This is a genomic window from Pseudomonas sp. GXZC (assembly GCF_026967615.1).
Classification (GTDB): Bacteria; Pseudomonadota; Gammaproteobacteria; order Pseudomonadales; family Pseudomonadaceae; genus Aquipseudomonas; species Aquipseudomonas azotoformans_A.
In genome coordinates this window covers 1,960,128-1,985,766 of the sequence record NZ_CP114115.1, presented here as the reverse complement: position 1 = coordinate 1,985,766, position 25,639 = coordinate 1,960,128, and the positions used below count along the sequence as shown (strand labels likewise).

21 protein-coding genes are annotated in these 25,639 nt (G+C 60.7%); 7 read left to right on the top strand and 14 right to left on the bottom strand.

The genetic code is table 11. From position 1 onward, the window contains the following. Nucleotides 1–7 precede the first annotated feature (7 nt). On the top strand, nt 8–2,698 hold the full coding sequence (locus OZ428_RS09485; RefSeq protein ID WP_269133199.1) for a DEAD/DEAH box helicase: 2,691 nt from the start codon (nt 8–10) through the stop codon (nt 2,696–2,698). Here the strand turns inward: OZ428_RS09485 and nagZ are convergent. Further along, complete coding sequence (gene nagZ / locus OZ428_RS09480) at nt 2,695–3,702, bottom strand: beta-N-acetylhexosaminidase (RefSeq protein ID WP_269133198.1); 1,008 nt, start codon at nt 3,700–3,702, stop codon at nt 2,695–2,697. The two genes, OZ428_RS09485 and nagZ, sit on opposite strands and share 4 nt — an antisense overlap. 136 nt (nt 3,703–3,838) lie before the next feature. After that, nucleotides 3,839–4,546 (bottom strand): TetR/AcrR family transcriptional regulator, encoded by a 708-nt coding sequence (locus OZ428_RS09475; RefSeq protein WP_033902576.1) that lies wholly within the window; start codon nt 4,544–4,546, stop codon nt 3,839–3,841. 263 nt (nt 4,547–4,809) lie between these two features. Between OZ428_RS09475 and lexA the strand changes: the two genes are divergently transcribed. Both lexA and sulA read left to right on the top strand, forming a co-directional pair. After that, a complete protein-coding gene (lexA, locus tag OZ428_RS09470) occupies nt 4,810–5,418 on the top strand; it encodes a transcriptional repressor LexA (protein WP_003172575.1) in 609 nt (202 codons plus the stop codon). A gap of 10 nt (nt 5,419–5,428) precedes the next feature. After that, nucleotides 5,429–5,902: an SOS-induced cell division inhibitor SulA gene (sulA, locus tag OZ428_RS09465; RefSeq protein ID WP_028619419.1), complete on the top strand. Its 474-nt coding sequence runs from the start codon at nt 5,429–5,431 to the stop codon at nt 5,900–5,902. Between the two features lie 156 nt (nt 5,903–6,058). On the opposite strand, the gene OZ428_RS09460 is transcribed toward sulA, so the two are convergent. The 7 genes from OZ428_RS09460 to OZ428_RS09430 form a co-directional block, all read right to left on the bottom strand. Beyond that, nucleotides 6,059–6,292 (bottom strand): hypothetical protein, encoded by a 234-nt coding sequence (locus tag OZ428_RS09460; protein ID WP_016975264.1) that lies wholly within the window; start codon nt 6,290–6,292, stop codon nt 6,059–6,061. A gap of 110 nt (nt 6,293–6,402) precedes the next feature. Next, a complete protein-coding gene (locus OZ428_RS09455; protein WP_269133197.1) occupies nt 6,403–6,924 on the bottom strand; it encodes a DUF6586 family protein in 522 nt (173 codons plus the stop codon). 126 nt (nt 6,925–7,050) lie between these two features. Beyond that, nucleotides 7,051–9,672: a type I DNA topoisomerase gene (topA, locus tag OZ428_RS09450; RefSeq protein ID WP_269133196.1), complete on the bottom strand. Its 2,622-nt coding sequence runs from the start codon at nt 9,670–9,672 to the stop codon at nt 7,051–7,053. Nucleotides 9,673–9,786: 114 nt separating this feature from the next. Next, complete coding sequence (locus tag OZ428_RS09445; protein WP_028619417.1) at nt 9,787–10,023, bottom strand: DUF1653 domain-containing protein; 237 nt, start codon at nt 10,021–10,023, stop codon at nt 9,787–9,789. 98 nt (nt 10,024–10,121) lie between these two features. Continuing rightward, a complete protein-coding gene (fadA, locus tag OZ428_RS09440) occupies nt 10,122–11,297 on the bottom strand; it encodes an acetyl-CoA C-acyltransferase FadA (protein WP_016975260.1) in 1,176 nt (391 codons plus the stop codon). Between the two features lie 29 nt (nt 11,298–11,326). Continuing rightward, the gene (fadB, locus tag OZ428_RS09435; RefSeq protein ID WP_095015132.1) at nt 11,327–13,474 is read right to left on the bottom strand and encodes a fatty acid oxidation complex subunit alpha FadB; all 2,148 of its coding nucleotides are present in this window, start codon (nt 13,472–13,474) and stop codon (nt 11,327–11,329) included. 482 nt (nt 13,475–13,956) lie between these two features. Then, nucleotides 13,957–14,394, bottom strand: coding sequence for a hypothetical protein (locus OZ428_RS09430; protein WP_126570039.1), 438 nt, complete (start codon nt 14,392–14,394; stop codon nt 13,957–13,959). 105 nt (nt 14,395–14,499) lie between these two features. Between OZ428_RS09430 and OZ428_RS09425 the strand changes: the two genes are divergently transcribed. Continuing rightward, nucleotides 14,500–14,943 (top strand): universal stress protein, encoded by a 444-nt coding sequence (locus OZ428_RS09425; RefSeq protein WP_033902582.1) that lies wholly within the window; start codon nt 14,500–14,502, stop codon nt 14,941–14,943. A gap of 64 nt (nt 14,944–15,007) precedes the next feature. Here the strand turns inward: OZ428_RS09425 and OZ428_RS09420 are convergent, their stop codons facing one another. Continuing rightward, nucleotides 15,008–16,927, bottom strand: a complete 1,920-nt coding sequence (locus tag OZ428_RS09420) for an ATP-binding cassette domain-containing protein (protein WP_269133195.1) — start codon at nt 16,925–16,927, stop codon at nt 15,008–15,010. A gap of 213 nt (nt 16,928–17,140) precedes the next feature. Between OZ428_RS09420 and OZ428_RS09415 the strand changes: the two genes are divergently transcribed. After that, nucleotides 17,141–19,069, top strand: coding sequence for a transglycosylase SLT domain-containing protein (locus OZ428_RS09415; RefSeq protein ID WP_269133194.1), 1,929 nt, complete (start codon nt 17,141–17,143; stop codon nt 19,067–19,069). Nucleotides 19,070–19,290: 221 nt separating this feature from the next. On the opposite strand, the gene OZ428_RS09410 is transcribed toward OZ428_RS09415, so the two are convergent. Continuing rightward, nucleotides 19,291–21,078, bottom strand: a complete 1,788-nt coding sequence (locus tag OZ428_RS09410) for an ABC transporter transmembrane domain-containing protein (RefSeq protein ID WP_269133193.1) — start codon at nt 21,076–21,078, stop codon at nt 19,291–19,293. 247 nt (nt 21,079–21,325) lie between these two features. On the opposite strand from OZ428_RS09410, the gene OZ428_RS09405 reads away from it, so the two are divergent. Then, the gene (locus OZ428_RS09405; RefSeq protein ID WP_016975252.1) at nt 21,326–21,499 is read left to right on the top strand and encodes a PA1571 family protein; all 174 of its coding nucleotides are present in this window, start codon (nt 21,326–21,328) and stop codon (nt 21,497–21,499) included. Between the two features lie 53 nt (nt 21,500–21,552). Here OZ428_RS09405 and pdxB read toward each other — a convergent pair whose 3' ends face one another. Beyond that, complete coding sequence (pdxB, locus tag OZ428_RS09400; protein WP_269133192.1) at nt 21,553–22,695, bottom strand: 4-phosphoerythronate dehydrogenase PdxB; 1,143 nt, start codon at nt 22,693–22,695, stop codon at nt 21,553–21,555. Nucleotides 22,696–22,835: 140 nt separating this feature from the next. Between pdxB and OZ428_RS09395 the strand changes: the two genes are divergently transcribed. Further along, nucleotides 22,836–24,230, top strand: coding sequence for an MATE family efflux transporter (locus OZ428_RS09395; RefSeq protein WP_269133191.1), 1,395 nt, complete (start codon nt 22,836–22,838; stop codon nt 24,228–24,230). Here OZ428_RS09395 and tusA read toward each other — a convergent pair. Together tusA and rlmM are read right to left on the bottom strand one after the other, a co-directional pair. Beyond that, nucleotides 24,227–24,478, bottom strand: coding sequence for a sulfurtransferase TusA (gene tusA, locus OZ428_RS09390; RefSeq protein WP_038846538.1), 252 nt, complete (start codon nt 24,476–24,478; stop codon nt 24,227–24,229). The genes OZ428_RS09395 and tusA overlap by 4 nt on opposite strands. A 27-nt stretch (nt 24,479–24,505) precedes the next feature. After that, entirely contained in the window at nt 24,506–25,582 is a 1,077-nt protein-coding gene (rlmM, locus tag OZ428_RS09385) for a 23S rRNA (cytidine(2498)-2'-O)-methyltransferase RlmM (protein WP_016975248.1), read from the bottom strand. Between the last annotated feature and the right edge of the window lie 57 nt (nt 25,583–25,639).

Below are 25,639 nucleotides of genomic sequence, written 5' to 3'. Positions count from 1 at the left end.
CAGCACCATGTCCCTCACGTCGTCGCTGACCAAACCCCTGGCCCCTTCGTGGGCCAATCGCTTTAAAGAGCAGAGCCTTGAGCGCGGGCGACGTTATGCCCTGGAAAACCGGGTGCGCATCGTCGAGTGCGGCGACAGCACCATCGTCGCCAGTTGCGAAGGCTCAGGCAGCAATGTGTATCGCCAGACCATCTCGCTGCGTGAATCGGCCAAGGGTACCTTGATCCTGGTGGACAGCCGCTGTACCTGCCCGGTGCACACCAACTGCAAACACATCGCCGCGGTATTGCTCAAGGTCCAGGAAACCCTGGCCTACCCCGCCGCCGCACAGGATGCAGAGCTTCTGGAAAAACTCCAGGCCGTGCTGGAAAACCGTGCGGTGCTGCCGCAAGTGGTGATGGAAGACGTGGTGCCGGTACCGCGCCTGTGGATGGCCAGTGTCGAATTCAGCGCCTTCGAACCGCGCAACGGCAAGATGCAGCGCTATATCCAGCACCGGGCGGCGCTGTCGTTCAACTACCTGGGTAACTACGTCAGTGGGCAGAAAAACGCTGACATCATCGTGCGCCAGGATACCCAGAGCCTGCGGATCAAGCGGCATCCGGAGCTTGAGCAACCGTATCGCGAACAACTGCGCCTGCTGGGCTTCAAGATCGCCACACGCCAGAGCAAGGCCCTGCCGGAAAGCGCCGGCGAGCTGTTCGAGATGGTCAATGACAGTGCCTGGCTCACCTTCACGCTCAATGCCACGCCGACACTGCGGGCCGAGGGCTGGGAACTGCTGATCGACGATGATTTCGGCTTCGACCTCAGCGCCGTCGATGACTGGTATGCCACCGTTGATGAAGGTCCGGAGCGTGATTGGTTCGATCTGGAGCTGGGGATCATCGTCAATGGCGAGCGACTGAGCCTGTTGCCGATCCTGCTGAACCTGATGCGCTCCCACACCGAGATACTCAACCCGGAGAAGCTGGCGCGGCGCCGCGATGATGAGCTGATCCTGGTGAATATCCCAGGCCTGCCCAATGGTCATGGCCCGATACAAGTTGCGCTGCCCTACGGTCGATTGAAACCGGTGCTGGCGACCCTCGGTGAGTTTTACCTACAGGAAGCCGGCACCACCACGCTGCGCATGGCCAAGGCCGATGCGATCCGGCTCAACCCACTGGAAGACTTGCCGCTGCAATGGGAAGGTGGCGAGAAAATCCGCAATTTTGCCCAGCGCCTGCGGGATATCAAGGACTTTACCTGCGTAGCGCCTGAAGGGCTGAACGCGACCTTGCGCCCTTACCAACTAGAAGGCTTGAGCTGGATGCAGTCGCTGCGTCAGCTGGATGTCGGCGGCATACTTGCGGATGACATGGGCCTGGGCAAAACCCTACAGACCCTGGCGCATATCCTCACCGAGAAGGCCGCGGGTCGCCTGGATCGGCCGTGCATGGTGGTGATGCCCACCAGCCTGATTCCCAACTGGCTGGATGAGGCGGCGCACTTCACACCGCAACTCAAGGTGCTGGCGCTGTATGGCGCAGGGCGCAAGAAACATTTCGCCAACCTGCAGGACTATGACCTGCTGCTGACCACCTATGCGCTGCTGCCCAAGGACATAGAACAACTCGCCGCCCTGCCCTTGCATGTGCTGATCCTCGATGAAGCCCAGTACATCAAGAACCCGTCCAGCAAGGCGGCCCAAGCGGCGCGTGAGCTGAACGCACGCCAGCGCCTGTGCCTCAGTGGTACGCCGCTGGAAAACCACCTGGGCGAGCTGTGGTCGTTGTTTCACTTCCTGCTGCCGGGCTGGCTCGGTGACGTGAAAAGCTTCAACCGCGATTACCGCGTGCCCATCGAAAAGCGCGCCAGCGATGTACGATTGCAGCACCTCAACGGTCGGATCAAACCTTTCCTGCTGCGCCGCACCAAGGAACAGGTGGCGACAGAATTGCCACCCAAGACCGAGATCATCCACTGGGTCGACCTCAATGAAGCCCAGCGCGACGTGTACGAAACCATGCGCCTGGCCATGGACAAGAAAGTCCGCGACGAGATCACCCGCAAAGGCGTGGCGCGCAGCCAGATCATCATTCTTGAGGCGCTGCTGAAGTTGCGCCAGGTTTGTTGCGACTTGCGACTGGTCAACGACGCGACCCTGCCCGCCCGTGGCAGCAGCTCCGGCAAGCTGGATAGCTTGATGGAGATGCTTGAGGAACTGTTTGAGGAAGGTCGGCGGATCCTGCTGTTTTCCCAATTCACCTCAATGTTGAGCCTGATCGAAGTCGAGCTGAAAAAACGTGGCGTGGCCTACGCACTGCTCACCGGCCAGACCCGGGATCGGCGCACACCGGTGAAAGACTTCCAGAGCGGCAAGCTGCAGATTTTTCTGATCAGCTTGAAGGCCGGGGGCGTGGGCCTGAACCTGACCGAGGCCGATACGGTGATCCACTACGATCCTTGGTGGAACCCGGCCACGGAAAACCAGGCCACCGACCGTGCCTATCGCATTGGTCAGGAGAAGCCGGTGTTCGTCTACAAGATGATTGCCCGGGGCACGGTGGAAGAGAAAATCCAGCACCTGCAGAAGGAAAAGTCCGACCTGGCAGCGGGCGTGCTGGATGGGCGTACTACTGGGGATTGGCAGTTGGGCAACGAGGATATCGAAGCGCTGTTTGCGCCGTTGCCCAACAAACAGGAAAAGCGCTAGATCAACTGCGCATCGCGCAAGGCAGTGAGGGCTTTCAGCCAGCGCGGATCCTGCTTGTAGTCCGTCGACGCAATCGCCTGGCCGCGCATCCGTGCGATTCGGGCCGATGGCTTGACCTTCATACGCTGGGCGGCGGTCAACGCCAGTTCTGCAGCCGCGCGATCATTGCACACCAACCCCATGTCACAACCCGCCGTCAGCGCCGCTTCGATACGGCTGGCCGCGTCGCCCACCACATGGGCACCGGCCATGGACAGGTCATCACTGAAAATCACGCCATCGAACTGCAACTCACCACGCAGGATGTCCTGCAACCAGCGTCGCGAAAACCCGGCTGGCTGGGCGTCGACCTGCGGATAGATCACGTGCGCGGGCATCACCGCCGCGAGTTGCTTGCTCAAGCGTGCGAAAGGCACCAGGTCATTCGCACGAATCTGCTCAAGACTGCGTTCATCATTGGGAATGGCGACGTGGGAATCGGCCTCAGCCCAACCGTGACCAGGGAAGTGCTTACCGGTGGCGGCCATGCCGGCGCTGTTCATGCCACGGATAAATGCACCGGCCAACACGGCGGCACGCTCCGGGTCACCTTCGAAGGAACGGGTTCCGACCACGGCGCTGCGTTGGTAGTCCAGGTCCAGCACCGGGGCGAAGCTCAGGTCCAGGCCAACGGCCAACACTTCTGTCGCCATGATCCAGCCGCACTGCTCGGCCAAATACTCGGCGTTGGGGTTGTCCGCCAATGCACGCATGGCCGGCAGGCGCACAAATCCCTGGCGCAGGCGCTGTACGCGGCCGCCTTCCTGGTCGACGGCCAGCAACAGGTCCGGGCGCACGGCGCGAATCGCGGCGCTCAATTCCCGCACTTGGCGCGGATGCTCGATATTGCGCGCGAAAATGATCAGGCCGCCCACTTCAGGCTGGCGCAGCAGGTGGCGGTCCTCGGCCGTCAGCCAGGTGCCGGCCACGTCGACCATCAAAGAACCTTGCAGGGCAGCAGTCATAAACCTTCCTTAAATAACGCACACAACCCGTTGCCCTCACCAGGCACAGTGAGCACAACGGGTTATGAGTCAATAGCTGTATTCGGCATGGGCCGCTAGCTTAGCGGATGCAAGCGACCGCGCCCACCCGGCGCGGTCAAACCTTGGCGGGGGCTGGCGCGGACTTGCTGCGTGGGCGCAATTGGGCGGCGGCCATGGCGGCGTCGGTCACGCCGGTTTCGGCGCGCATGCCGGCGGCCAGGAACGGCACCATCAGGCGCATGACCTGCTCAATGGAGGTGTTGACGCCGAAATCAGTCTCGGCAATGGCCCGCAACGCTTTGATCCCAGACATGCTGAACGCAGCGGCACCGAGCATGAAGTGCACACGCCAGAACAGCTCGATCGGCGGAATACGCGGAGCGGCCTCGTTAACCAGCAACATATAGCGACGAAATACCTTGCCGTACATGTCTTCGAGGTAACGGCGCAGGTGCCCCTGGCTCTGACTGAAGGCCAGGCCCAACAGGCGCATGAAGATCGACAAATCATTGCCACTGCGAGGCTGAACCACCAGGGCTTGCTCAACGAGGATTTCCAGCAGCTCTTCCAGGGTCGGCTTATGGTCAGCTTTGGCCTGGCGACGCTCCAGCTCACGGTCGAGGCTCGCGCAGAACGGCCCCAGGAAGCGTGAGAACACCGCCTGGATCAGGGCCTTTTTCGAGCCGAAATGATAGTTCACTGCGGCGAGGTTGACGCCAGCCTTGCTGGTAATCAGCCGCAATGAAGTTTCAGCAAATCCTTTTTCCGCGAACAATTGCTCGGCAGCATCGAGAATGCGTTCAACGGTTTCCGACTGGGCCATGGCTACTCCGCCTGACAAACACTTGTTTGAAACATACGTTTCAGGGTGTGTCTTGTCAAGCCTGCGGGTTCGCTTTCCGGCCGGGCAGTCATACATTTCATCGCTATTTAATCACATCCATACCGGTCTGTAGGCAGCGCTATCCCTGGCTTGTGGGAAGCATGCCCGATGACCGTCCAGCGGAGGGGCAGAAAAGGATGATTGCCAAGCGTAGTTCACTGTATATAATCCCAGTCACTGTATAAAAAGACAGAGCGATCAACATGCTAAAACTGACGCCACGCCAAGCTGAGATTCTGGCTTTTATCAAGCGCTGCCTCGATGACAACGGCTACCCGCCGACACGAGCGGAAATTGCGCTGGAACTGGGGTTCAAGTCCCCCAACGCCGCTGAAGAACACCTCAAGGCCCTCGCTCGCAAAGGCGCGATCGAGATGACCCCCGGTGCCTCGCGCGGTATTCGAATCCCTGGCTTCGAAGCCAAGGCCGACGAATCGACCCTGCCGATCATCGGCCGTGTCGCCGCCGGCGCGCCGATCCTGGCGCAGCAGCACGTCGAGGAATCCTGCAACATCAACCCGACCTTCTTCCATCCTCGCGCCGACTACCTGTTGCGGGTCCACGGCATGAGCATGAAGGACGTGGGCATCTTCGATGGCGACCTGCTGGCCGTCCACACCACCCGCGAAGCCCGTAATGGCCAGATCGTCGTCGCCCGCATCGGCGATGAAGTCACCGTCAAACGCTTCAAGCGCGAAGGCAGCAAGGTCTGGCTCCTGGCCGAGAACCCTGAGTTCGCCCCGATTGAAGTGAACCTGAAAGACCAGGACCTGGTGATCGAAGGCTTGAGCGTCGGCGTCATTCGCCGCTAGAGGAGGCATCATGCAACTCGTCCACACCCCACAACACACACAACTGTCGCTGTTCGAGGCCTTCATGGCCCAACCCCTTGCGCCTATCCTCAAGGAAACGGTCGAGGCGCCCTGGGGTGCCGAACCTGAGGCGTTCAGTGAATTGTCGTTGCGCGGTGCAGCGGGGAGTTGCCTGAGCCTGCTCGCGCCGATCCTGCGTGATCTGAGCGAAGAGCAGGACGCCCGCTGGCTGACGCTGATCGCCCCGCCCGCCAGCCTGACCCAGGCCTGGCTGCGGGATGCCGGCCTCAACCGCGAGCGCATTCTGTTGCTGCAACCGCGTGGCGCACAAAGCGCCCAGCAGTTGACCTGTGAAGCACTTCGACTGGGTCGCAGCCATACGGTGGTGAGCTGGTTGAACCCACTGAGTGTCAGCGCCAAGCAACAGTTGATCAGTGCCGCGCGCACGGGGGATGCGCAGAGCTTGAACATTCGATTGGGCTAAACGGCTTTTGTAGTGAGCGGGCTTGCCCCGCGCTGGGTGGCGAAGCCGCCCCAAATTCAAACACCTCGGTGTTTCTGAAATACCGCAGCGGCCTTGTTGGGGCGGCTTCGCCACCCAGCGCGGGGCAAGCCCGCTCACTACAACGATCACCGTCAGTCAGTGAAGAACCCGCGGCCCCTCGTCTTTCTCCGGCTCGCCTTCTGCCAATCGACCGGCCATCTGCACACCCACGCTCAACATGGCTTTAGCCACTTCCACGTGCTGGCCCTGCAGGAACTGTTTGGCATCCTCGGAAAAATCCAAGATAACCAGAGAACCCTCGTCCTCAGCCCGGCGCAGCTCGATTCGGCCGTCAGGCAACTCAACAATTTCCAGAAAGGACGTTGGCATAAAAGTCTGTTCTCCACGAAAGGCCGGGATTATATCAGTCATCCACCCAGCCCCGCAGAGGATCTGAACAGGTTTCTTGACAGCTTGATGAATGGTCGCCTACAGGATGCTCAACACTCGTTGAGACCTTCACGAAAACGCAGCGCCATCTTTTTCAGCTCCTGGCGCCAGCCTTCCAGCTCTTCCCGGCTTAACGGCTTGGGTTCTTCCTCTTCCAGCGCGACCGCCACGATCAGCGGCTGGGTCATATCCCCTTTGGGCACATGCGGAATACGCGGTGGCTGGAACATATCCGCATGCGCCTTGAGCAAACGCGCCACCCAACTGTCCGGGCTTTGAGCCATTTCCACCAGTTCGGCCAGCTCAGGAATGGCCATCGAGTCCAGCACTTCGCGATTCATGATCATTTCTGCACGGGGCGAGCCGGCTTGAGGCAGGCGGTAAAACCCGGCGATCTCATGGCACAGGCCCAGCAAGGCACCGTACAGATGGAACAACGCCGCTTCACGCCCCGCCTGGACCAGCGCGATGGCATTCATCTCTTTCCCTTCCTCGGCGCGGCCAAGGGCTTCCAGGGATAAACCCGCGAAGTAAATTTTCTGATTGGTACGGGTATAGAGTTCGTTGGCCATGACGGCAATCTCCACAACGAATAAGCATGATGCTGGCTGAACAGTGTCACGGATCGGCCGAGTGCACCGCAAGGGCAAAAAAAGGCCGCCTGTGCAGGCGGCCTTTGTCATTGGCAGATTAGTCGATCAAGCGCCCTGGCGCTTGTCCTCGACCTTCCACTTGCCGCCGTCGTAGAACGCTTTCCAGCCGGTAGGCTTACCGTCCACTTCGGTCTGCACGTACTGCTCCTTGGTCTTGCGGCTGTAGCGGATCACGGCTGGTCGACCATCCGGGTCCTTCTTCGGCGCTTCACACAGGAAGTGGTACTTCGGATCGATCTCATCCTTGTGCGGCACGATCTCCAGCACCAGCGGTGCACGGGTCTCGCGGTTTTTCGGGAACTGGCTGGCCGCCAGGAACAACCCCGAAGCGCCGTCACGCAGGATGTAGGTGTCGTTGACCTTCTCGCACTTGAGTTCCGGCATCTTCACCGGGTCCATCTTCGGCGGCGCCGCGTCACCGCTTTTCAGCAGTTTGCGGGTGTTCTTGCAGGTCGGGTTGGTGCAACCGAAGAACTTGCCGAAACGGCCGGTCTTGAGCTGCATCTCGCTGCCGCACTTGTCGCATTCCAGGCTCGGACCTTCGTAGCCCTTGATGCGATAGGTGCCCTCTTCAATCTCGTAGCCGTTGCAATCCGGGTTGTTACCGCAGATGTGCAGCTTGTGCTTCTCGTCCAGCAAGTAGGCGTCCATCGCCGTGCTGCAGATCGGGCAACGGTGCTTGCCACGCAGGACCAGCGACTCGGACTCACCCTCGTCATCGGCAGCGATTTCATCACCCGGCACCAGGTTGACGGTGGCCTTGCAGCGCTCTTTCGGCGGCAGGCTGTAGCCCGAGCAACCGAGGAACACGCCGGTGGACGCCGTACGAATCTGCATCGGCCGACCGCAGGTCTGGCACGGGATGTCGGTCATCACCGGCTGGTTGGCGCGCATGCCGTTTTCAGGGCTTTCGGCTACTTCGAGTTTCTTCTTGAAGTCGCCGTAGAACTCGTCCAGCACGTTTTTCCAGTCGCGTTCGCCCTGGGCCACGTCATCGAGGTTCTCTTCCATACCGGCGGTAAAGCCGTAGTCCATCAGGTTGGAGAAGCTCTCGGACAGGCGCTCAGTCACGATGTCGCCCATCTTTTCCGAGTAGAAACGACGGTTGTGCAGCGCAACGTAGCCACGGTCCTGAATGGTCGAGATGATCGCCGCGTAGGTCGAAGGACGACCGATGCCGCGTTTCTCCATCTCTTTTACCAGGCTGGCTTCCGAATAACGCGCCGGCGGCTTGGTGAAGTGCTGCGACGGGTCGAGCTTGATCAGCTTCAACGTGTCGCCCTGGGCCATGTCCGGCAGCACGTCGTCATCGCCAGGCTTGGCGATTTGCGGCATCACACGGGTATAGCCGTCGAACTTGAGGATACGGCCCTTGGCACGCAGCTCGAAGTCGGAAGCCGCCACCGTCACGGTGGTGGACAGGTATTGCGCTGGCAGCATCTGGCAAGCCAGGAACTGGCGCCAGATCAGCTCGTAGAGGCGCTCAGCGTCGCGCTCCATGCCGCTCAGCTTGGCGGGCGTGGTGTTGGCGTCGGAAGGACGGATCGCTTCGTGAGCCTCTTGTGCGCCTTCCTTGCTGCTGTAGACGTTCGGCTTCTCCGGCAGGTACTTCTTGCCGAACTCTTCTTCAATGTAAGTACGCGCCATCGCCACCGCATCTTGCGACAGGTTGGTCGAGTCGGTACGCATATAAGTGATGTAGCCGGCTTCGTACAAGCGCTGGGCCATCATCATGGTTTTCTTCACACCAAAGCCCAGGCGGTTACTCGCGGCCTGTTGCAGGGTGGACGTGATAAACGGAGCCGACGGCTTGCTGCTGGTCGGTTTGTCTTCACGCTTGACGATGCTGTAGCTGGAAGACTTGAGCTTTTCCAGCGCGGCCATGGCCTGGGCTTCGTTCAGCGGCTTGAAGGCCTCGCCTTTCTCGCGGGCTACTTCGAAGCGCACGTTGGCGCCCTTGGCGGTGCCCAAGTCGGCGTGGACTTCCCAGTATTCTTCGGGGATGAACGCACGGATCTCGCGTTCACGCTCCACCACCAGCTTCACGGCAACCGATTGCACACGACCAGCGGACAGGCCACGGGCGATCTTGGCCCACAGCAGTGGCGAGACCATGTAGCCCACGACGCGGTCGAGGAAACGGCGGGCCTGCTGGGCGTTGACACGGTCGATGTCCAGTTCGCCCGGCTTGGAGAAGGCTTCCTGGATGGCTTTCTTGGTGATTTCATTGAACACCACGCGCTTGTAGCGGCTGTCATCACCGCCGATGGCTTCCCGCAGGTGCCAGGCAATGGCTTCCCCTTCGCGGTCCAAGTCCGTCGCGAGATAGATGGTGTCAGCATCCTTGGCGAGCCGGCGCAGCTCTTCGATGACCTTTTCCTTGCCTGGAAGGATTTCGTACTTGGCCTTCCAGCCATGATCCGGGTCCACACCCATGCGCGAGACCAGCTGCTTGCGCGCTTTCTCTTTAGGGGTGAGCACCGGACCTTCGCCCGCAGCCGCCTTGCCGCGCTTGGCGGCTGGCTCCTTGCTGGCGCTAGCCGAACCGCTGGTGGGCAGGTCTCGGATATGGCCGATACTCGACTTCACCACGTACTCGTTGCCCAAGTACTTGTTGATGGTCTTGGCCTTAGCCGGGGATTCCACAATGACCAGCGATTTGCCCATGGATCGGAAAATTCCTGAATTCGAGAAGTGAAAGGCAGTTGGCGCCTGTCGCGGCAACGCTATATATAGTGGCAACAAGGTGAGGTCAAGCGCAGCATTCTGCGCGACCTGCCGTTATTGCCCTGAAAAAAGACTGGGTTCGGCCTGGACCAAAGCAAAGCGCGGGACCTGCTCGCCGTCAACTTCGACGGTCTCCACAAACATGCTCAACGGGCGCACCCAAAAGCCGTAATCGCCATACAGTGCTTGGTAGAACACCACTTCTTCTTCGGTCTCGGAGTGGCGCGCCACACTGAAAACACGGTACTGCGGACCTTTATAATGCTGGTAGAGCCCTGGTTCGACTTTCATGCTCTGGCCCTCTTACAAAATTTGTTAAAAAAAAAAATACAAAACCACCCAAAAACAAAAACCGGGGCACTGGGCCCCGGCTTCCGTCAACCCAACGCTTAGACGCGTTCGAAGACGGTGGAAATGCCTTGGCCGAGACCAATGCACATGGTTGCAACCCCAAGGTTGCCGCCATTTTGCTTCATCACGTTAAGCAAAGTGCCGGAGATACGCGCACCGGAGCAACCGAATGGGTGGCCCAGGGCAATCGCGCCGCCGTGCAGGTTAACCTTCTCATTCATCTTGTCGAGTACTTTCAAATCTTTCAGCACAGGCAGGGCCTGTGCGGCGAAAGCTTCGTTGAGCTCGAAGAAGTCGATGTCGTTGATGGTCAGGCCCGCGCGCTTCAAGGCTTTTTGTGTGGCCGGTACTGGACCATAGCCCATGATTGCCGGGTCCACACCCGCCACGGCCATCGAACGGATCACGGCCAGCGGTTGGATGCCCAGGTCCTGGGCACGCTGCGCCGACATCACGATCATGCACGAGGCACCGTCGGTGATTTGCGACGAAGTACCGGCAGTCACGGTGCCGCCCTTTGGATTGAACGCCGGCTTGAGCGCCGCCAGGCTTTCCAGGGTGGTGTCCGGACGAATGGTTTCGTCGTAGTCGAACAGTTTCAGGAAACCGTTCTCGTCATAACCGTTCATCGGGATGATTTCATCCTTGAACTTGCCTTCCACGGTCGCCTTGTGGGCGAGCTGGTGGGAACGCAGGCCGAACGCGTCCTGGGCTTCGCGGGTAATACCGTGCATTTTGCCGAGCATTTCCGCGGTCAGGCCCATCATGCCCGAGGCTTTTGCCGCGTACAGCGACATGTGCGGGTTAGGGTCAACGCCATGCATCATGCTGACGTGGCCCATATGCTCCACGCCACCGACCACGAACACATCACCGTTGCCGGTCATGATCGCCTGGGCGGCAGTGTGCAGCGCGCTCATCGACGAACCGCACAGGCGGCTCACAGTCTGGCCGGCGGCGGTGTGCGGGATCTGGGTCATCAGCGACGCCATGCGCGCAATGTTCCAGCCCTGCTCCAGGGTCTGGTTGACGCAGCCCCAGATCACGTCTTCGACTTCGTTCGGGTCGACCTTGACGTTGCGTTCCAGCAGTTTGCTGATCAGGTGTGCCGACATATCTTCGGCACGGGTGTTGCGGTGCATGCCGCCCTTGGAGCGGCCCATCGGCGTACGACCGAAGTCGACGATCACGACGTCTCTTGGATTCAAGCTCATAAATATTCTCGCTCTAGTCGTCTGGGCACTTAACCGAAGAAGCGCTGGCCGTTCTTGGCCATTTCACGCAGCTTCGCGGTCGGGTGGTACAGCGGGCCCAAATCAGCGTATTGATCAGCCAGGGCAACGAACTCGGCCACACCGATCGAGTCGATGTAACGCAGTGCACCACCACGGAATGGAGGGAAACCAATACCGTACACCAGGCCCATATCGGCTTCGGCGGCGGTCTCGACGATGCCGTCTTCCAGGCAACGCACGGTTTCCAGGCACAGGGCGATCATCATCCAGTTGATGATGTCTTCGTCCGACACCTCACGCTGTTCGTAGATGACCGGAGCCAGCACTTCATGCACCGACGGGTCGGCCACTTTCTTCTGCTTGCCCTTCTTGTCGGCCTCGTAGGCGTAGAAACCCTTGCCGTTCTTCTGGCCCAGGCGCTTGGCCTCGTACAGCGCGTCGATCGCCGAACGGCGGTCGTCTTTCATGCGGTCCGGGAAGCCTTCAGCCATGACGTCGCGACCGTGGTGGCCGGTGTCGATGCCGACCACGTCCATCAGGTACGCCGGGCCCATTGGCCAGCCGAATTTTTCCATCACTTTGTCGATGCGCACGAAGTCCACACCGGCGCTGACCAACTTGGCGAAACCACCGAAGTACGGGAACAACACGCGGTTGACCAGGAAGCCCGGGCAGTCGTTGACCACGATCGGGTTCTTGCCCATTTTCTTGGCGTAGGCAACGGTGGTGGCAACCGCCAGCTCGCTGGACTTCTCGCCACGGATCACTTCCACCAGCGGCATCATGTGCACCGGGTTGAAGAAGTGCATGCCGACGAAGTTTTCCGGACGCTTGAGGGCCTTGGCCAGCAGCGAGATGGAAATGGTCGAGGTGTTGGACGCCAGGATGGTGTCGTCTTTAACCTGTGCTTCCACTTCGGCCAGAACGGCTTGCTTGACCTTCGGGTTCTCGACAACGGCTTCGACCACCAGGTCGACGTGGCCGAAATCGCCGTAGGACAGCGTAGGACGAATGCCGTTAAGCACTTCAGCCATCTTCGCGGCGGTCATGCGACCTTTATCCACGCGGCCGACCAGCAGCTTGGCGGCTTCCGCCAGGCCTTGCTCGATGCCGTGCTCGTTGATGTCTTTCATCAGGATCGGCGTGCCTTTGGACGCCGACTGATAGGCGATACCGCCGCCCATGATACCGGCGCCGAGTACGGCTGCCTGTTTCACGTCCTTGGCGATTTCGTCGTAGGCCTTGGCTTTTTTCTTCAGTTCCTGGTCGTTCAGGAACAGGCCGATCAGGCTCTGGGCTGCAGAGGTTTTCGCCAGTTTGACGAAACCTGCCGCTTCCACTTCCAGGGCTTTGTCGCGACCGAAGTTCGCGGCTTTCTGGATGGTCTTGATCGCTTCAACCGGTGCCGGGTAGTTCGGGCCGGCCTGGCCAGCCACGAAACCTTTGGCGGTTTCGAACGACATCATTTGTTCGATGGCGTTGAGCTTGAGTTTTTCCAGCTTCGGCTGACGCTTGGCCTTGTAGTCAAATTCGCCGCTGATGGCGCCCTTGATCAGGTTCAGTGCGGCTTCGGCCAGTTTTTCCGGGGCAACCACAGCGTCGACGGCACCGACTTTCAGCGCGTCTTCAGCACGGTTTTCCTTGCCAGCGGCAATCCACTCGATGGCGTTGTCGGCACCTATCAGGCGCGGCAGGCGTACGGTGCCGCCGAAACCTGGGTAGATGCCCAGCTTGACTTCAGGCAGGCCGATCTTGGCCGTGGCCGACATGACGCGGAAGTCTGCCGCCAGGCACATTTCCAGGCCGCCGCCCAACGCGATGCCGTTGATCGCGGCGACGGTCGGTACGTTGAGGTCTTCAAAATCGCTGAAAATCTTGTTGGCTTCGAGGTTGCCAGCCACCAGCTCGGCATCGGGCAGCTTGAAGTTGTCGACGAATTCGGTGATGTCAGCGCCGACGATAAACACGTCCTTGCCGCTGGAAACGATCACGCCCTTGACCGAAGCATCTGCTTTGATGGTGTCTACGGCCTGACGCAATTCATTCAGGGTTAGACGGTTGAACTTGTTGACGGACTCACCCTTGAGGTCGAACTTCAGTTCGACGATGCCACTTTCAAGAGCCTTAACCGTGATGGCTTTACCTTCGTAAATCATCAACTGATCTCCACGATATGGAAGCTGAACAGTACACACTGGACGCTGGCCTCTGGTTGGACACTGACAGTTGCGTCAATGCTCATGCCAATCCGCCAGGCACACCCGCCAATGCGATAGTCGGGATTCTGTATGAGTCGTCTGACAGACAAACGCTCAATTCATACGCCCGTTTGATTTGGGTACGCCACCTTCATCCAATTCCGGGCAATTGTCAATCGCTCGAAAGGCTAGGAAAAACGCGACTTTCCAGTCATTTCAGAACCCCAACCCTAAGCCCGCGACTCGTCAATATTCAACTATTCACGAAATCAATAATGCAAAAGATATGGAAAAAGACTGTACAGGACGGGATATGCGGCTAGGCTAGCCGCAACCGTAAAGCGTCTGGGTGAACATCCGACGCGCGAAACACCAGAATTACCGGCCTGCCTGGCCAACTCCAGCCCGATGATGATGTCGGGCTTTTTATTGCCTGCAATTCAGGCCAGGGCTCTGAGCAGCGTATCGATAGCCTTCAGCACGCTCGCCTCGCCCTTCTCTCCCCAATACAAGGCGATCATCTGCTTGTCGGCTTCGACCTTGTAGACGTTGTCCGGCAGCGTCGCAAAATGCGGCAACAACTTTTCATCGACGCACACTTCGCGCCACTGATTGACCCAGACCCCGGGCTCCAGCTGCCAGTAACTCCAGATCGCCGGCGTGCTGCCGCGCCGTGGCCGGCAATACTGCGCGCACGGGCTCGGCGGCTCTTGCTTGAGCCAATGCGGCCATTCCTGGGGCGACAACTGCATGGCCAGGCCGATGCGGCGTGCCTCCATGCGCAGGGCCATGCGCCCGCTCTGATGGCGCGACGGGCGCAGCCATGCCAGAGGGCTCAGAACCACCACAAGGATTGACACCACTATCCAGACCGTCATATGTGTACTCCCGAATTTCTAGATGAGCGGATTTGACCTGACGCAACCCCATCCGCTTGAAAGCAGCCATACTGAACTTATTGCAGTCCCTTGGAGGAACGCCTCATGCCCTACCAACATATTCTGGTCGCTGTTGATCTGACCGAAGAGTGCGATCCAGTGATCAAGCGCGCGCAGGAGTCTGCATTGGCCAATGGCGCCATACTGTCGCTGGTGCATATCGTCGAGCCCATGGCCATGGCCTTTGGCGGTGACGTGCCGATGGACCTTTCCCAGTTGCAGCAACAGCAGTTTGACCAGGCCAAAGAGCGCCTTGACCGCTTGATTCTCAAATACCCGCATTTGAAAAAGGAAGACTGCCACCTCACCTACGGCCAACCGCGCCAGGAAATCCACCATCTGGCCAAGGAAAAGGGTTGCGACCTGATCGTGGTCGGCAGCCATGGCCGTCACGGGCTGGCGTTGCTGCTCGGTTCCACCGCCAATGATGTGCTACACGGTGCGCCGTGCGATGTGCTGGCGGTGAAGCTGGTCAAAGACGCCAAGTAAACCGATACGAAAAGCCCGGCACTCACATCAGTGAGGCCGGGCTTTTTTATGGCTGGCGGGTCAATCAGGCATCCAACTCCGCCCAACGCTCAACCAGCACTTCCAGCTCCTGGTTCAGTTTCTCCAGGGAAGCGATGACCTTGGCGGTTTCTGCCGCCGGACGCAGGTAGAAACCCGCGTCAGCCATGTCCGCTTCTACAGCGGCAATCTGCTGTTCCTTGGCGTCGATATCACCCGGCAAGGCTTCCAGCTCGCGCTGCAGCTTGTAGCTGAGCTTCTTTTTGGCCGAAGGCGCAACTTCTTGGACAGGCGCAGCAGCGGCCACCGGGGTCACCACCGCCGAGTTCAAGTCGGCCTTGCCGGACTTGCTCTCGGTCACGCCCAGCAGGCGCGGCGAGCCGCCCTGGCGCAGCCAGTCCTGGTAACCACCGACGTATTCACGCACCTTGCCTTCGCCTTCGAAGACCAGGGTGCTGGTGACCACGTTGTCGAGGAATGCCCGGTCGTGGCTGACCATCAGCACAGTGCCATTGAAGGTCAACAGCACTTCTTCCAACAGCTCGAGGGTTTCCACGTCGAGGTCGTTGGTCGGTTCGTCGAGCACCAGCAGGTTGGCCGGCTTGCTGAACAGCTTGGCCAGCAGTAGGCGCGCACGCTCACCACCGGACAAGGCTTTCACCGGCGTACGTGCACGCTGCGGGCTGAACAGGAAGTCGCCCAGGTAGCTGAGGACGTGGCGGCTCTGGCCGTCGATATCGATAAAGTCGCGGCCTTCGGCAACGTTGTCGATCACGGTTTTTTCCAGGTCCAGCTGGTGGCGCAACTGGTCAAAGTAGGCCACGTCAATGCGCGTGCCTTCTTCCACGGTGCCGCTGGTCGGCTGCAGACCGCTGAGCATCAGCTTGAGCAAGGTGGTCTTGCCGGTGCCGTTGGCGCCCAACAGGCCGATACGGTCGCCGCGCTGCAGGACCATGGAGAAGTCCTTGATCAGGAACGGGCCGTCCGGGTGATGGAAGCTGACGTTCTCCAGCACCATCACTTGCTTGCCCGACTTGTCGGCGGTATCCAGCTGGATATTCGCCTTGCCGGTGCGCTCGCGGCGTTCGCTGCGCTCGACACGCAGGGCTTTCAGGGCGCGTACGCGGCCTTCGTTACGGGTACGGCGGGCCTTGATGCCCTGGCGGATCCAGACTTCTTCCTGGGCCAGCTTTTTGTCGAACAGCGCGTTGGCGGTTTCTTCGGCAGCCAGCGCGGCTTCCTTGTGTACCAGGAAGCTGGCGTAGTCGCCGTTCCAGTCGATCAGGCCGCCACGGTCCAGTTCAAGAATGCGGGTGGCCAGGTTCTGCAGGAAGGAACGGTCGTGCGTGATGAACAGCACGGCGCCCTGGAATTCCTTGAGGGCTTCTTCCAGCCAGGCAATCGCGCCAATGTCCAAGTGGTTGGTCGGTTCGTCGAGCAGCAGCAGATCCGGCTCGGACACCAAGGCCTGGGCCAGCAGCACGCGACGACGCCAGCCGCCGGACAACTCGGCGAGGGTCTTGTCGGCCGGCAGCTGCAGGCGGCTCAGGGTGCTGTCGACCAGTTGCTGCAAGCGCCAGCCATCACGGGCTTCGAGGTCTTGCTGAACGTGCATCAGCTTGTTCAGGTCATCTTCGGTGACGCAGTTCTGCGCCAGGTGATGGTATTCGGCGAGCAGTGCGCCGACGCCGTCGAGGCCTTCGGCAACCACGTCGAACACTGTCCGTCCGTCGGCCACCGGCAATTCTTGCGGCAATTCGCCGATCTTGAGGCCCGGCGCGCGCCATACGGAGCCGTCATCGGGCTTCTGGTCGCCTTTGACCAGCTTCATCATGCTGGATTTGCCGGTGCCGTTGCGGCCGATGATGCACACCCGCTCACCACGGGCGATCTGCCAGGACACCTTGTCCAACAACGGCATAGCGCCGAAAGCAAGGGACACATCGCTGAATTTGAGCAGGGTCATACGCTTCTCCAAAAACTGGGCGCGCATTCTACCTGAGTTAGGGGTGGGATGCGGCTGGCATTTTCGCTGCCGACACGTTCTGTAGGACATTTCCAACGAACTTGAACGAACCGCCCAGCAAAGCTTTCGTCTGCGTCGGGCAAAAGGCTAAGCTAGGGGCAATCAGTGTCGGCGGTGCCGATGCTAGTCGTGATTTCTCTGCACGGACGTCTCATGCGCAGTCGCCTTTTCAACTTTTTATCTTGTCTGCTTCTTTCCGCCACCGCCGTTCAATCCGCCCAGGCCGTGGACCTCACCACCCAACGTCAATATTACGATGAAGCCAAACGCGCCTTGGCCAAGGGCGATACCGGCCCGTACATGCAATACAGCCAGGCCCTGGCCGATTACCCGCTGACACCGTACCTGGCCTACGACGAACTGACGGCGCGCCTGAAAACCGCGAGCAACCAGGAAATCGAGCAGTTCCTGGCCAAAAACGGTGACCTGCCCCAGGCCAACTGGATGAAACTGCGCTGGTTGCGCTGGTTGGCCGACCGCGGCGATTGGCAGACTTTTGAAAAGTACTACGACGCCAAGCTCAATTTCGTCGAGCTGGACTGCCTGCATGGCCAATACCAGCTCACCCACAACCTGAAAGCCGAAGGCTACAAGACCACCGAAAAGCTCTGGATGACCGGCAAGTCTCAACCGGCTGCCTGCGATGCCACCTTCGGCCAATGGGCGGCTGACGGTCAGCTCACCGAACAGAAGATCTGGGACCGCACCAAGCTCGCCGCCGAAGCGCGCAACTACGCACTCGCCAACAGCCTGGTGAAAACCTTGCCCACCCTCGGCGCTCAAGGCCGCCTGATGGTGGACGTGGCGCAAAAGCCCGACATGCTCAGTGACCCATCACGCTTCCTGCCAGCCACCGAGGCCATGTCTGACGCCGTGGGCCTGGGCTTGCGTCGCCTGGCCCGCCAGGATCCGGACAAGGCCATGGCCCTGCTCGACGGCTACGCCAGCAGCATGCACTTCTCCCGTGACGAAAAAGTGTCGATCGCCCGTGAAATCGGCCTGACCCTGGCTAAGCGCTACGACCCGCGCGCCCTTGAGGTGATGACAAAGTACGATCCCGAGTTGCGCGACAACACCGTCTCCGAATGGCGCCTGCGCTTGCTGCTGCGCCTGGCACGTTGGGAAGATGCCTACCAGTTGACCCGCAAACTCCCACAGGACTTGGCGACCACCAACCGCTGGCGCTACTGGCAGGCCCGCAGCCTGGAACTGGCCGAGCCAAAAAACCCGCAAGCGCTGGTGTTGTACAAGAACCTGGCGCAAGAGCGTGACTTCTACGGCTTCCTTGCGGCGGATCGCTCCAAAGCCCCGTACCAACTGAAGAACAAGCCGCTGCTGATGAGCCAGGCGCTGGTCAACAAGGTGCGCAACACCCCTGGCGTGCGCCGTGCGCTGGAATTCTATGCCCGTGGTCAGATCGTGGATGGCCGTCGCGAGTGGTACCACGTGAGCCGTCACTTCAACCGTGACGAGATGGTCGCCCAGGCCAAGCTGGCGTATGACATGAAATGGTACTTCCCGGCGATCCGCACCATCAGCCAGGCGCAGTACTGGGACGACCTGGACATCCGTTTCCCGATGGCGCACCGCGACACCCTGGTGCGTGAAGCCAAGGTGCGCGGCCTGCACTCCAGTTGGGTGTTCGCGATTACCCGCCAGGAAAGCGCCTTCATGGACGACGCCCGCTCCGGCGTCGGTGCCAGCGGCCTGATGCAACTGATGCCCGGCACGGCCAAGGAAACCGCGCGCAAGTTCAGCATCCCACTGGCCTCCCCGGCCCAAGTACTGGACCCGGACAAGAACATCCAGCTCGGCGCCGCCTACCTGAGCCAGGTGCACAGCCAGTTCAACGGCAACCGCGTACTCGCCTCCGCCGCCTACAACGCCGGCCCCGGCCGCGTGCGCCAGTGGCTGCGTGGCGCGGACCACCTGAGTTTCGATGTGTGGGTGGAAAGCATCCCGTTCGATGAAACCCGCCAGTATGTGCAGAACGTGCTGTCTTATTCGGTGATCTACGGGCAGAAGCTCAATTCGCCACAGCCGTTGGTGGATTGGCATGAGCGGTATTTTGATGATCAGTAAGGCTTAGCCCGAGGTGTCTACTCCAAGCGGCTGAAAACCCTGTGATGAGCGGTCTTGCCCCGCGCTGGGCTGCGTAGCAGCCCCAAAACCGGACAATACAATTTATCGGCTAGACCTACACCGTAACGACTGGATGGGGAGTGCTTCGCACTCCAGCGCGGGGCAAGCCCGCTCACCACAGGAGCCCCCTCAGCAACTCTCAGCAATCCTTGGCAACCCGCCTAGCCCTCGCTGTTCGCAGCCTCTACCCCATCACTGAACTGCAACGCCGCCAGCCGCGCATACAACGCATTGCTCGCAATCAACTGCTGATGCGTGCCCACCGCCACCAACTTGCCCTGATCCATCACTGCGATGCGATCGGCGTTTTTCACCGTCGCCAGCCGATGGGCGATCACCAGGGTGGTGCGCCCTTGCATCAATTGCGGCAGCGCTTGCTGGATCAGGTGTTCACTCTGGGCATCCAGAGCGCTGGTAGCTTCGTCGAGCAGCAGGATCGGCGCGTCCACCAGCAGCGCGCGGGCGATGGCCAGGCGTTGGCGTTGGCCGCCGGAGAGGCCCATGCCGCCGTCGCCTAGATGAGTCTGGTAGCCGTCGGGCATTTGCAGGATGAAGTCATGGGCGTGGGCGATGCGAGCAGCGGCTTCGACTTGTTCCTGGGTGGCGGTCGGGTTGCCGTAACGGATGTTGTCCTCGACGCTGCCGAAGAACAGCGCCGGGCTCTGGGACACCAGGGCGAAGTGGCGGCGCAGGTCCATCGGATCAAGTTCGGTGAGTGGATGGCCTTCAAGCAGGATGCGGCCTTGCTGGGGGTCGTAGAAGCGCAACAACAGGTCGAAAATCGTCGATTTACCCGCGCCGGAGGGGCCCACCAACGCGAGGGTTTCGCCGGGATTGATGGTCAGGTCAAGGCCGTCGATGGCGTAGCTGTCCGGCCGTGAGGGATAGGAAAAACGCAGATCTTGCACCTCCATGCGGCCGCTGACGCGGGCGGGCAATTGGACGGTGCCTGCGCTCGGCGCCTGGATCTCGTTGCTCGACTGCAACAACTCACCAATGCGCTCGGCCGCCCCGGCGGCGCGTTGCAACTCACCGAGCACTTCGCTCAGAGTGCCAACGGCGCTGCCGACGATCAGGCTGTAGAACACAAAGGCCGCCAGCTCACCGCCGGAAATACGTCCGCTGATCACGTCCATGCCGCCGACCCACAGCATCACGCCCACGGCACCGAGCACCAGCATGATCACCAGGGTAATCAGCCAGGCGCGTTGGGTGATGCGCTTGCGCGCGGTGGTAAAGGCGTCTTCCACGGTCACGGCGAAACGCTGTTCGTCCTGCACCTGGTGATTGTAGGCCTGCACGGTCTTGATTTGGCCGAGGGTCTCAGACACATAGCTGCCCACATCGGCGATGCGGTCCTGGCTTTGCCGTGACAGCGTGCGCACCCGGCGGCCGAAGATGAGTATCGGGGCCAGCACCAACGGCAACGCCACCACCACGATGCTGGTGAGCTTGGGGTTGGTGACGAACAGCAGCACGATGCCACCGATGACCATCAAGGCATTGCGCAGGAACAGCGACAGCGATGAGCCGATCACCGACTGCAGCAACGTGGTGTCGGTGGTCAGCCGCGACTGGATCTCCGAACTGCGGTTGTTCTCGTAAAAGCCCGGATGCAGATAGATCAAGTGGTTGAACACTTGCCGACGAATATCCGCCACTACGCGCTCGCCGATCCAAGACACCAGGTAGAACCGCGCAAACGTGCCCACCGCCAGTCCCAATACCAGGACCATGAACAGACCGATGGACTGGTTGAGCAAGTGCGGAGACTGGGTCATAAAGCCCTGATCCACCAGCAGGCGGATGCCCTGCCCCATGGACAAGGTAATACCGGCCGTGACGATCAGCGCCAACAGGGCGCCGAGCGCCTGCCAGCGGTAGGGTGCGATGAAGCGGCTGGCCAGGCGGATCGCGCGGCGTTGACGGACTGAGAACATGGAGGGCATCACCAATGAGGAACCTGTCCTCAACATTGGGGGAACTTGGGTAAATAACAATGAGTCAGGTTAATTATGCCCGCCGATACCTAACCCTAGAGGCTATCGGTCTAACCCCTGGCTGGAAATTTTTATCGGTTTCTGGTCGACTGGGTATTCGAACCGGTGACTTTGAAAGGAGTTGTAACAGCCTGGTCACGCGGGCGGCTTAGAGTGATAAGCAGAATGGGTACACAACCTGATGAGGAGACAGGCCATGACCTTGCAAAACAGCAGCGATGCCAAGATTGAAGTAATCCGCCAGCCGCAGCAATTGCCCTGCTGGTACGTCGATGCCAATGGCAAAGATGTGCAGATTACCGAAGAGATGATCCAGCAAGCGTGCAGCGAACTGGAACAGCGACTGGTCAAGCCTGCCCAGCAAGGCTGAAGCGCCGACGCTCTTTCAAACCCGGCCCAGGTGGCCGGGTTTTTTATGGGGGTCTAAACGCTCACCGCGCCCAATGCGCTGAGGATGTTCGACAGCGCCGCCGATTCACCGTTGATCCGCACCTTCAAGCCATCAATCTCGCGGCGCTCCGGGTAGTGCTTGCGCAGCAGGTCAAACGCCTTACGCTGTTCTTCCACTGTTCCTACCAGGCTACGCCGGAAATCCGCATCATCACGGCGTGGGTCGTACACGCTGCGGCACAGGGCCGCCAGCGCCCAGGCCGGGTCGGTGGACGCATTCAACTGCACCTCGGCCAACCACGGCGGCGGCAGCAAGTCACTCAACTGAATGCTCGGTTCCTGCCCCAGGTGCGCGCAAAACGCCTGATAGATCTGCGCCGTGCCGCGTTGCTTGCCGTCCAGGCTGTAACCGGCGATATGCGGCGTGGCCAGCACGCACAGGTCCGCCAAGTCCACGTCCACTTCAGGCTCACCCTCCCACACATCCAGCACCGCTTGCAGATCTTCGCGCGCGAGCAGCACCTCACGCAGGGCGGCATTGTCTACCACCGGGCCACGGCTGGCGTTGATCAGCCAGGTGCCTGGCTTGAGCTGGTTGAGCCGCTGGCGATCGAACAAATGCCAGGTGGAACCGTTGCCGGACTTGGTCAGCGGTGTGTGCAAGCTGATCACATCGCATTGTTCAATGATCTGCTCCAGGCTGACGTAATCGCCGTCTTCGGCAATCTGCCGTGGCGGATCGCACACCAGCACGTTCCAGCCCAGGCCCTTGAGCACCTTGACCAGCCGCCCGCCGACCTCACCGGCCCCCACCACGCCATAGGTGCGCTGGGTGAGGTCGGCCCCTTCGATTTCCGCCAGGGTCATCAGGCTGCCCAGCACATAATCCACCACGCCACGGGCATTGCAGCCGGGGGCGCTGGACCATTGGATGCCGGCCTGCTTGAAGTAATCGAGGTCCAGATGGTCGGTGCCGATGGTGCAGGTGCCGACGAAGCGCACTTTCGTGCCCTCCAGCAGGGCACGGTTGACGTTGGTCACCGAGCGCACCAGCAACACGTCGGCCTGCTCGACCGTGGCGCGGTCGATGGAACGGCCGGGCACGCGGCGAATCTCGCCAAATCCCTGGAAGAATGCATCGAGCAGCGGAATATTTTCGTCGGCAACAATCAGCATGGCAGGCTCCTTTCGCGGACCCGCAGTGTACAGGGATCACAGCCCGCGCTTACAAATCCCTAACACAGGTTTTTTCCTGACCAATGCGTCAAGGCGTAGAATCCGCCGTCCTTGCGCTTCCCTTTATTGGACACCTGTACGTGAACACTGCAACTGCCACCCTCAGCCGCCCCGCCCGCATCAGCCGGGAAGTCGGCGGCCTGCTGACGCTCGCCCTGCCGATCATGGTCGGCCAACTGGCCACCACCGCGATGAGCTTTGTCGATGCGGTGATGGCCGGCCGCGTCAGCCCACAGGACCTGGCGGCGGTGGGCCTGGGCAACTCGATCTGGATTCCGGTCTACCTGCTGATGAGCGGTACGCTGCTGGCCACCACGCCGAAAGTCGCGCAACGCTACGGCGCGGGCCAGTACCGCGAGATCGGGCCGTTGGTGCGTCAATCACTGTGGCTGGCCTTGATGGTCGGCATCATCGGCTCACTGCTGCTGCTCTGCGCCGAACCGATCCTGCATGCAATGAAGGTGGAGCCGGACCTGATCGCGCCCACCATGGGTTACTTGCATGGCATCGCCGCCGGTATGCCAGCCATTGCGTTCTATTACGTGCTGCGCTGCTTCAGTGACGGCCTGGGCCGCACGCTACCGAGCATGGTCATGGGCCTCTTCGGCCTGGCGCTGAACATTCCACTGAACTACATCTTCATCTATGGTCACCTCGGCCTGCCCGCCATGGGCGGCGTAGGCTGCGGCTGGGCCACGGCCATTTCGATGTGGGCGATGATGCTCGGCCTGGCCGCCTGGACCCGCTGGGGGCCGGCCTACCAGAGCAGCGAATTGTTCAAGCGCTTCGACTGGCCGCAATGGGCAGTGATCAAGCGCGTGCTGGGCATTGGCTTGCCGATTGGCGTGGCGATCTTTGCCGAGTCGAGCATTTTTGCAGTGATCGCCCTGCTGCTCGGTGGCTTGGGCGCCACCGTGGTGTCCGGTCACCAGATCGCGCTGAACATCAGTTCCATGGTGTTCATGATCCCGTACTCCTTGAGCATGGCCGTCACCGTGCGCGTGGGCCAAGCGTTGGGGCGTGGGGAACCGCGTGAAGCCCGCTTTGCCGCCGGTGTCGGCATGGGCACGGCGCTGGCCTACGCCTGCCTGTCCTGCAGCCTGATGCTGCTGTTTCGCGAGCAGATTGCGGCGATCTACACCCCGGACCCGGTGGTTATTCACCTGGCGTCGACGTTGATCGTGTTTGCAGCGCTGTTCCAGTTCAGCGACTCGATCCAGGTGACGGCAGCCGGCGCACTGCGTGGCTACCAGGACACCCGAGTGACCATGGTGCTGACGCTGTTCGCATACTGGGGCGTTGGCCTGCCGGTGGGTTACGCCCTGGGCCTGACGAATTGGCTGGGCGAGCCGAGCGGCCCAAGCGGCTTGTGGCAAGGGCTGATCGTGGGCCTGAGCTGTGCGGCGGGGATGTTGCTGGTGCGCCTGGCGCGCAGTGCACGCCGGCGTATCCGCGCCGATAAGGCGCGGGTTTAAGCGGACTTCTTGCGGATCCAGTACAGGTACGTACCGGCCTGCTCCTGCTGATCCACCAGTTCGTGGTCAAGGAACACGCAGAACTTGGGGATATCGCGGCGCGTGGACGGGTCGGTCGCGATCACCTTGAGCAAGCCGCCGGGCGGCAGGTCGCGGATGTGCTGGTGCAGCATCATCACGGGTTCCGGGCAATTCAAGCCTGTTGCATCTAAGGTGCCGTCGACGGCGCTGTCGAAAATATCGCTCATGATCTACTCCTGAAACTGGCCGCCAGTCTACCGGGCCTTGGTTTTCTTCACATCCACCAACCGACGCAAATGGCAGGTCACTTCCTCACGGTCGTGATACAGCTGCTTGCAGCCGATCTCCACGCGGATGCCGCGCGCCTTGAATCCGTCTTCGATGCGCTCCAGCAGGCGCTTCACTTCGGCGTAGCGCTGTTTCATCGGCAGCTTCAAGTTCACCACTGCCTCGCGGCAATGCCCCTCGCCGATCCAGGTTTCCAGCAGCGCGGCGTTACGCGCCGGTTTTTCGACAATGTCGCAGACCATCCAGTCCACCGGCTGCTTGGGCACGAAGGTGAAACCGTCGGCCATCAAGTGCTGCACCAGGCCAGTGTCCATCAGGCTTTCGGCCATCGGGCCGTTGTCGATGGCGGTCACCAGCATGCCACGGTTGACCAGTTGCCAGGTCCAGCCGCCGGGCGCTGCGCCGAGGTCGACGCCGGTCATGTCGCCGTGCAGACGCTCGTCCCACTGGTCGCGGGGGATGAAGTGATGCCAGGCCTCTTCCAGCTTCAAGGTCGAACGGCTAGGTGCTTCGCGGGGAAACTTGAGGCGCGGAATGCCCATTGGCCACATTGCCGAGTTGTTCGACTCGGCCAGGCCCATGAAGACTTCGCGGCCACTCTTGAAGGTCAGCAGCAGGCGCGGCTTGCTCGGGTCGTCCACCAGCTTGCCGGCGTTCAGCAGGGCTTTGCGCAGGTGCACTTCGAATTTCTTGCAGAAGTTGGACAGTTCCTTGCCGTCGTTGGTATCGACCATTTCCAGCCACAGGCTGCCGCACACCGGGAACTCGCGCAGGTGGGCGAGGATCACGCTGATGCGGTCGGTTTCCGGCAGGTCGATAAACACCCCCCGCGCCCACTGCCGAGGAAAAATCAGCTCGGCAAAGCGCTGGCCGTGCATCAGGCGCTGGGCGCCGTCTTCTTCGGTGCAGACAAATTCGGCGCAGGCGCTGCCGGTCTTGGCCTTGGCGTAGCCGGAAACGTTCAGGCGCGCGGCGAGGTCCGCGATCTCGGAACAGACTTCGCCTTCAAAACCCGGGCGGCAGTGCATAAAAAGGGTGTTCATCAACTCTCCAAGTGAATCAACTGACGTTGCGCTGTCGCAATGCCTGTCATGAAAACC

Bases quoted from the DNA above. Each gene is read 5' to 3' on its own strand.
- OZ428_RS09430 (WP_126570039.1), bottom strand. From the start codon at position 14,394: ATGACGGTCTGGATAGTGGTGTCAATCCTTGTGGTGGTTCTGAGCCCT.
- OZ428_RS09415 (WP_269133194.1), top strand. From the start codon at position 17,141: ATGCGCAGTCGCCTTTTCAACTTTTTATCTTGTCTGCTTCTTTCCGCC.
- pdxB (WP_269133192.1), bottom strand. From the start codon at position 22,695: ATGCTGATTGTTGCCGACGAAAATATTCCGCTGCTCGATGCATTCTTC.
- topA (WP_269133196.1), bottom strand. From the start codon at position 9,672: ATGGGCAAATCGCTGGTCATTGTGGAATCCCCGGCTAAGGCCAAGACC.
- nagZ (WP_269133198.1), bottom strand. From the start codon at position 3,702: ATGACTGCTGCCCTGCAAGGTTCTTTGATGGTCGACGTGGCCGGCACC.
- tusA (WP_038846538.1), bottom strand. From the start codon at position 24,478: ATGAGCGATATTTTCGACAGCGCCGTCGACGGCACCTTAGATGCAACA.
- sulA (WP_028619419.1), top strand. From the start codon at position 5,429: ATGCAACTCGTCCACACCCCACAACACACACAACTGTCGCTGTTCGAG.
- OZ428_RS09410 (WP_269133193.1), bottom strand. From the start codon at position 21,078: ATGCCCTCCATGTTCTCAGTCCGTCAACGCCGCGCGATCCGCCTGGCC.
- lexA (WP_003172575.1), top strand. From the start codon at position 4,810: ATGCTAAAACTGACGCCACGCCAAGCTGAGATTCTGGCTTTTATCAAG.
- OZ428_RS09445 (WP_028619417.1), bottom strand. From the start codon at position 10,023: ATGAAAGTCGAACCAGGGCTCTACCAGCATTATAAAGGTCCGCAGTAC.
- OZ428_RS09460 (WP_016975264.1), bottom strand. From the start codon at position 6,292: ATGCCAACGTCCTTTCTGGAAATTGTTGAGTTGCCTGACGGCCGAATC.
- OZ428_RS09420 (WP_269133195.1), bottom strand. From the start codon at position 16,927: ATGACCCTGCTCAAATTCAGCGATGTGTCCCTTGCTTTCGGCGCTATG.
- OZ428_RS09475 (WP_033902576.1), bottom strand. From the start codon at position 4,546: ATGGCCCAGTCGGAAACCGTTGAACGCATTCTCGATGCTGCCGAGCAA.
- OZ428_RS09405 (WP_016975252.1), top strand. From the start codon at position 21,326: ATGACCTTGCAAAACAGCAGCGATGCCAAGATTGAAGTAATCCGCCAG.
- fadB (WP_095015132.1), bottom strand. From the start codon at position 13,474: ATGATTTACGAAGGTAAAGCCATCACGGTTAAGGCTCTTGAAAGTGGC.
- OZ428_RS09485 (WP_269133199.1), top strand. From the start codon at position 8: ATGTCCCTCACGTCGTCGCTGACCAAACCCCTGGCCCCTTCGTGGGCC.
- fadA (WP_016975260.1), bottom strand. From the start codon at position 11,297: ATGAGCTTGAATCCAAGAGACGTCGTGATCGTCGACTTCGGTCGTACG.
- OZ428_RS09455 (WP_269133197.1), bottom strand. From the start codon at position 6,924: ATGGCCAACGAACTCTATACCCGTACCAATCAGAAAATTTACTTCGCG.
- OZ428_RS09425 (WP_033902582.1), top strand. From the start codon at position 14,500: ATGCCCTACCAACATATTCTGGTCGCTGTTGATCTGACCGAAGAGTGC.
- rlmM (WP_016975248.1), bottom strand. From the start codon at position 25,582: ATGAACACCCTTTTTATGCACTGCCGCCCGGGTTTTGAAGGCGAAGTC.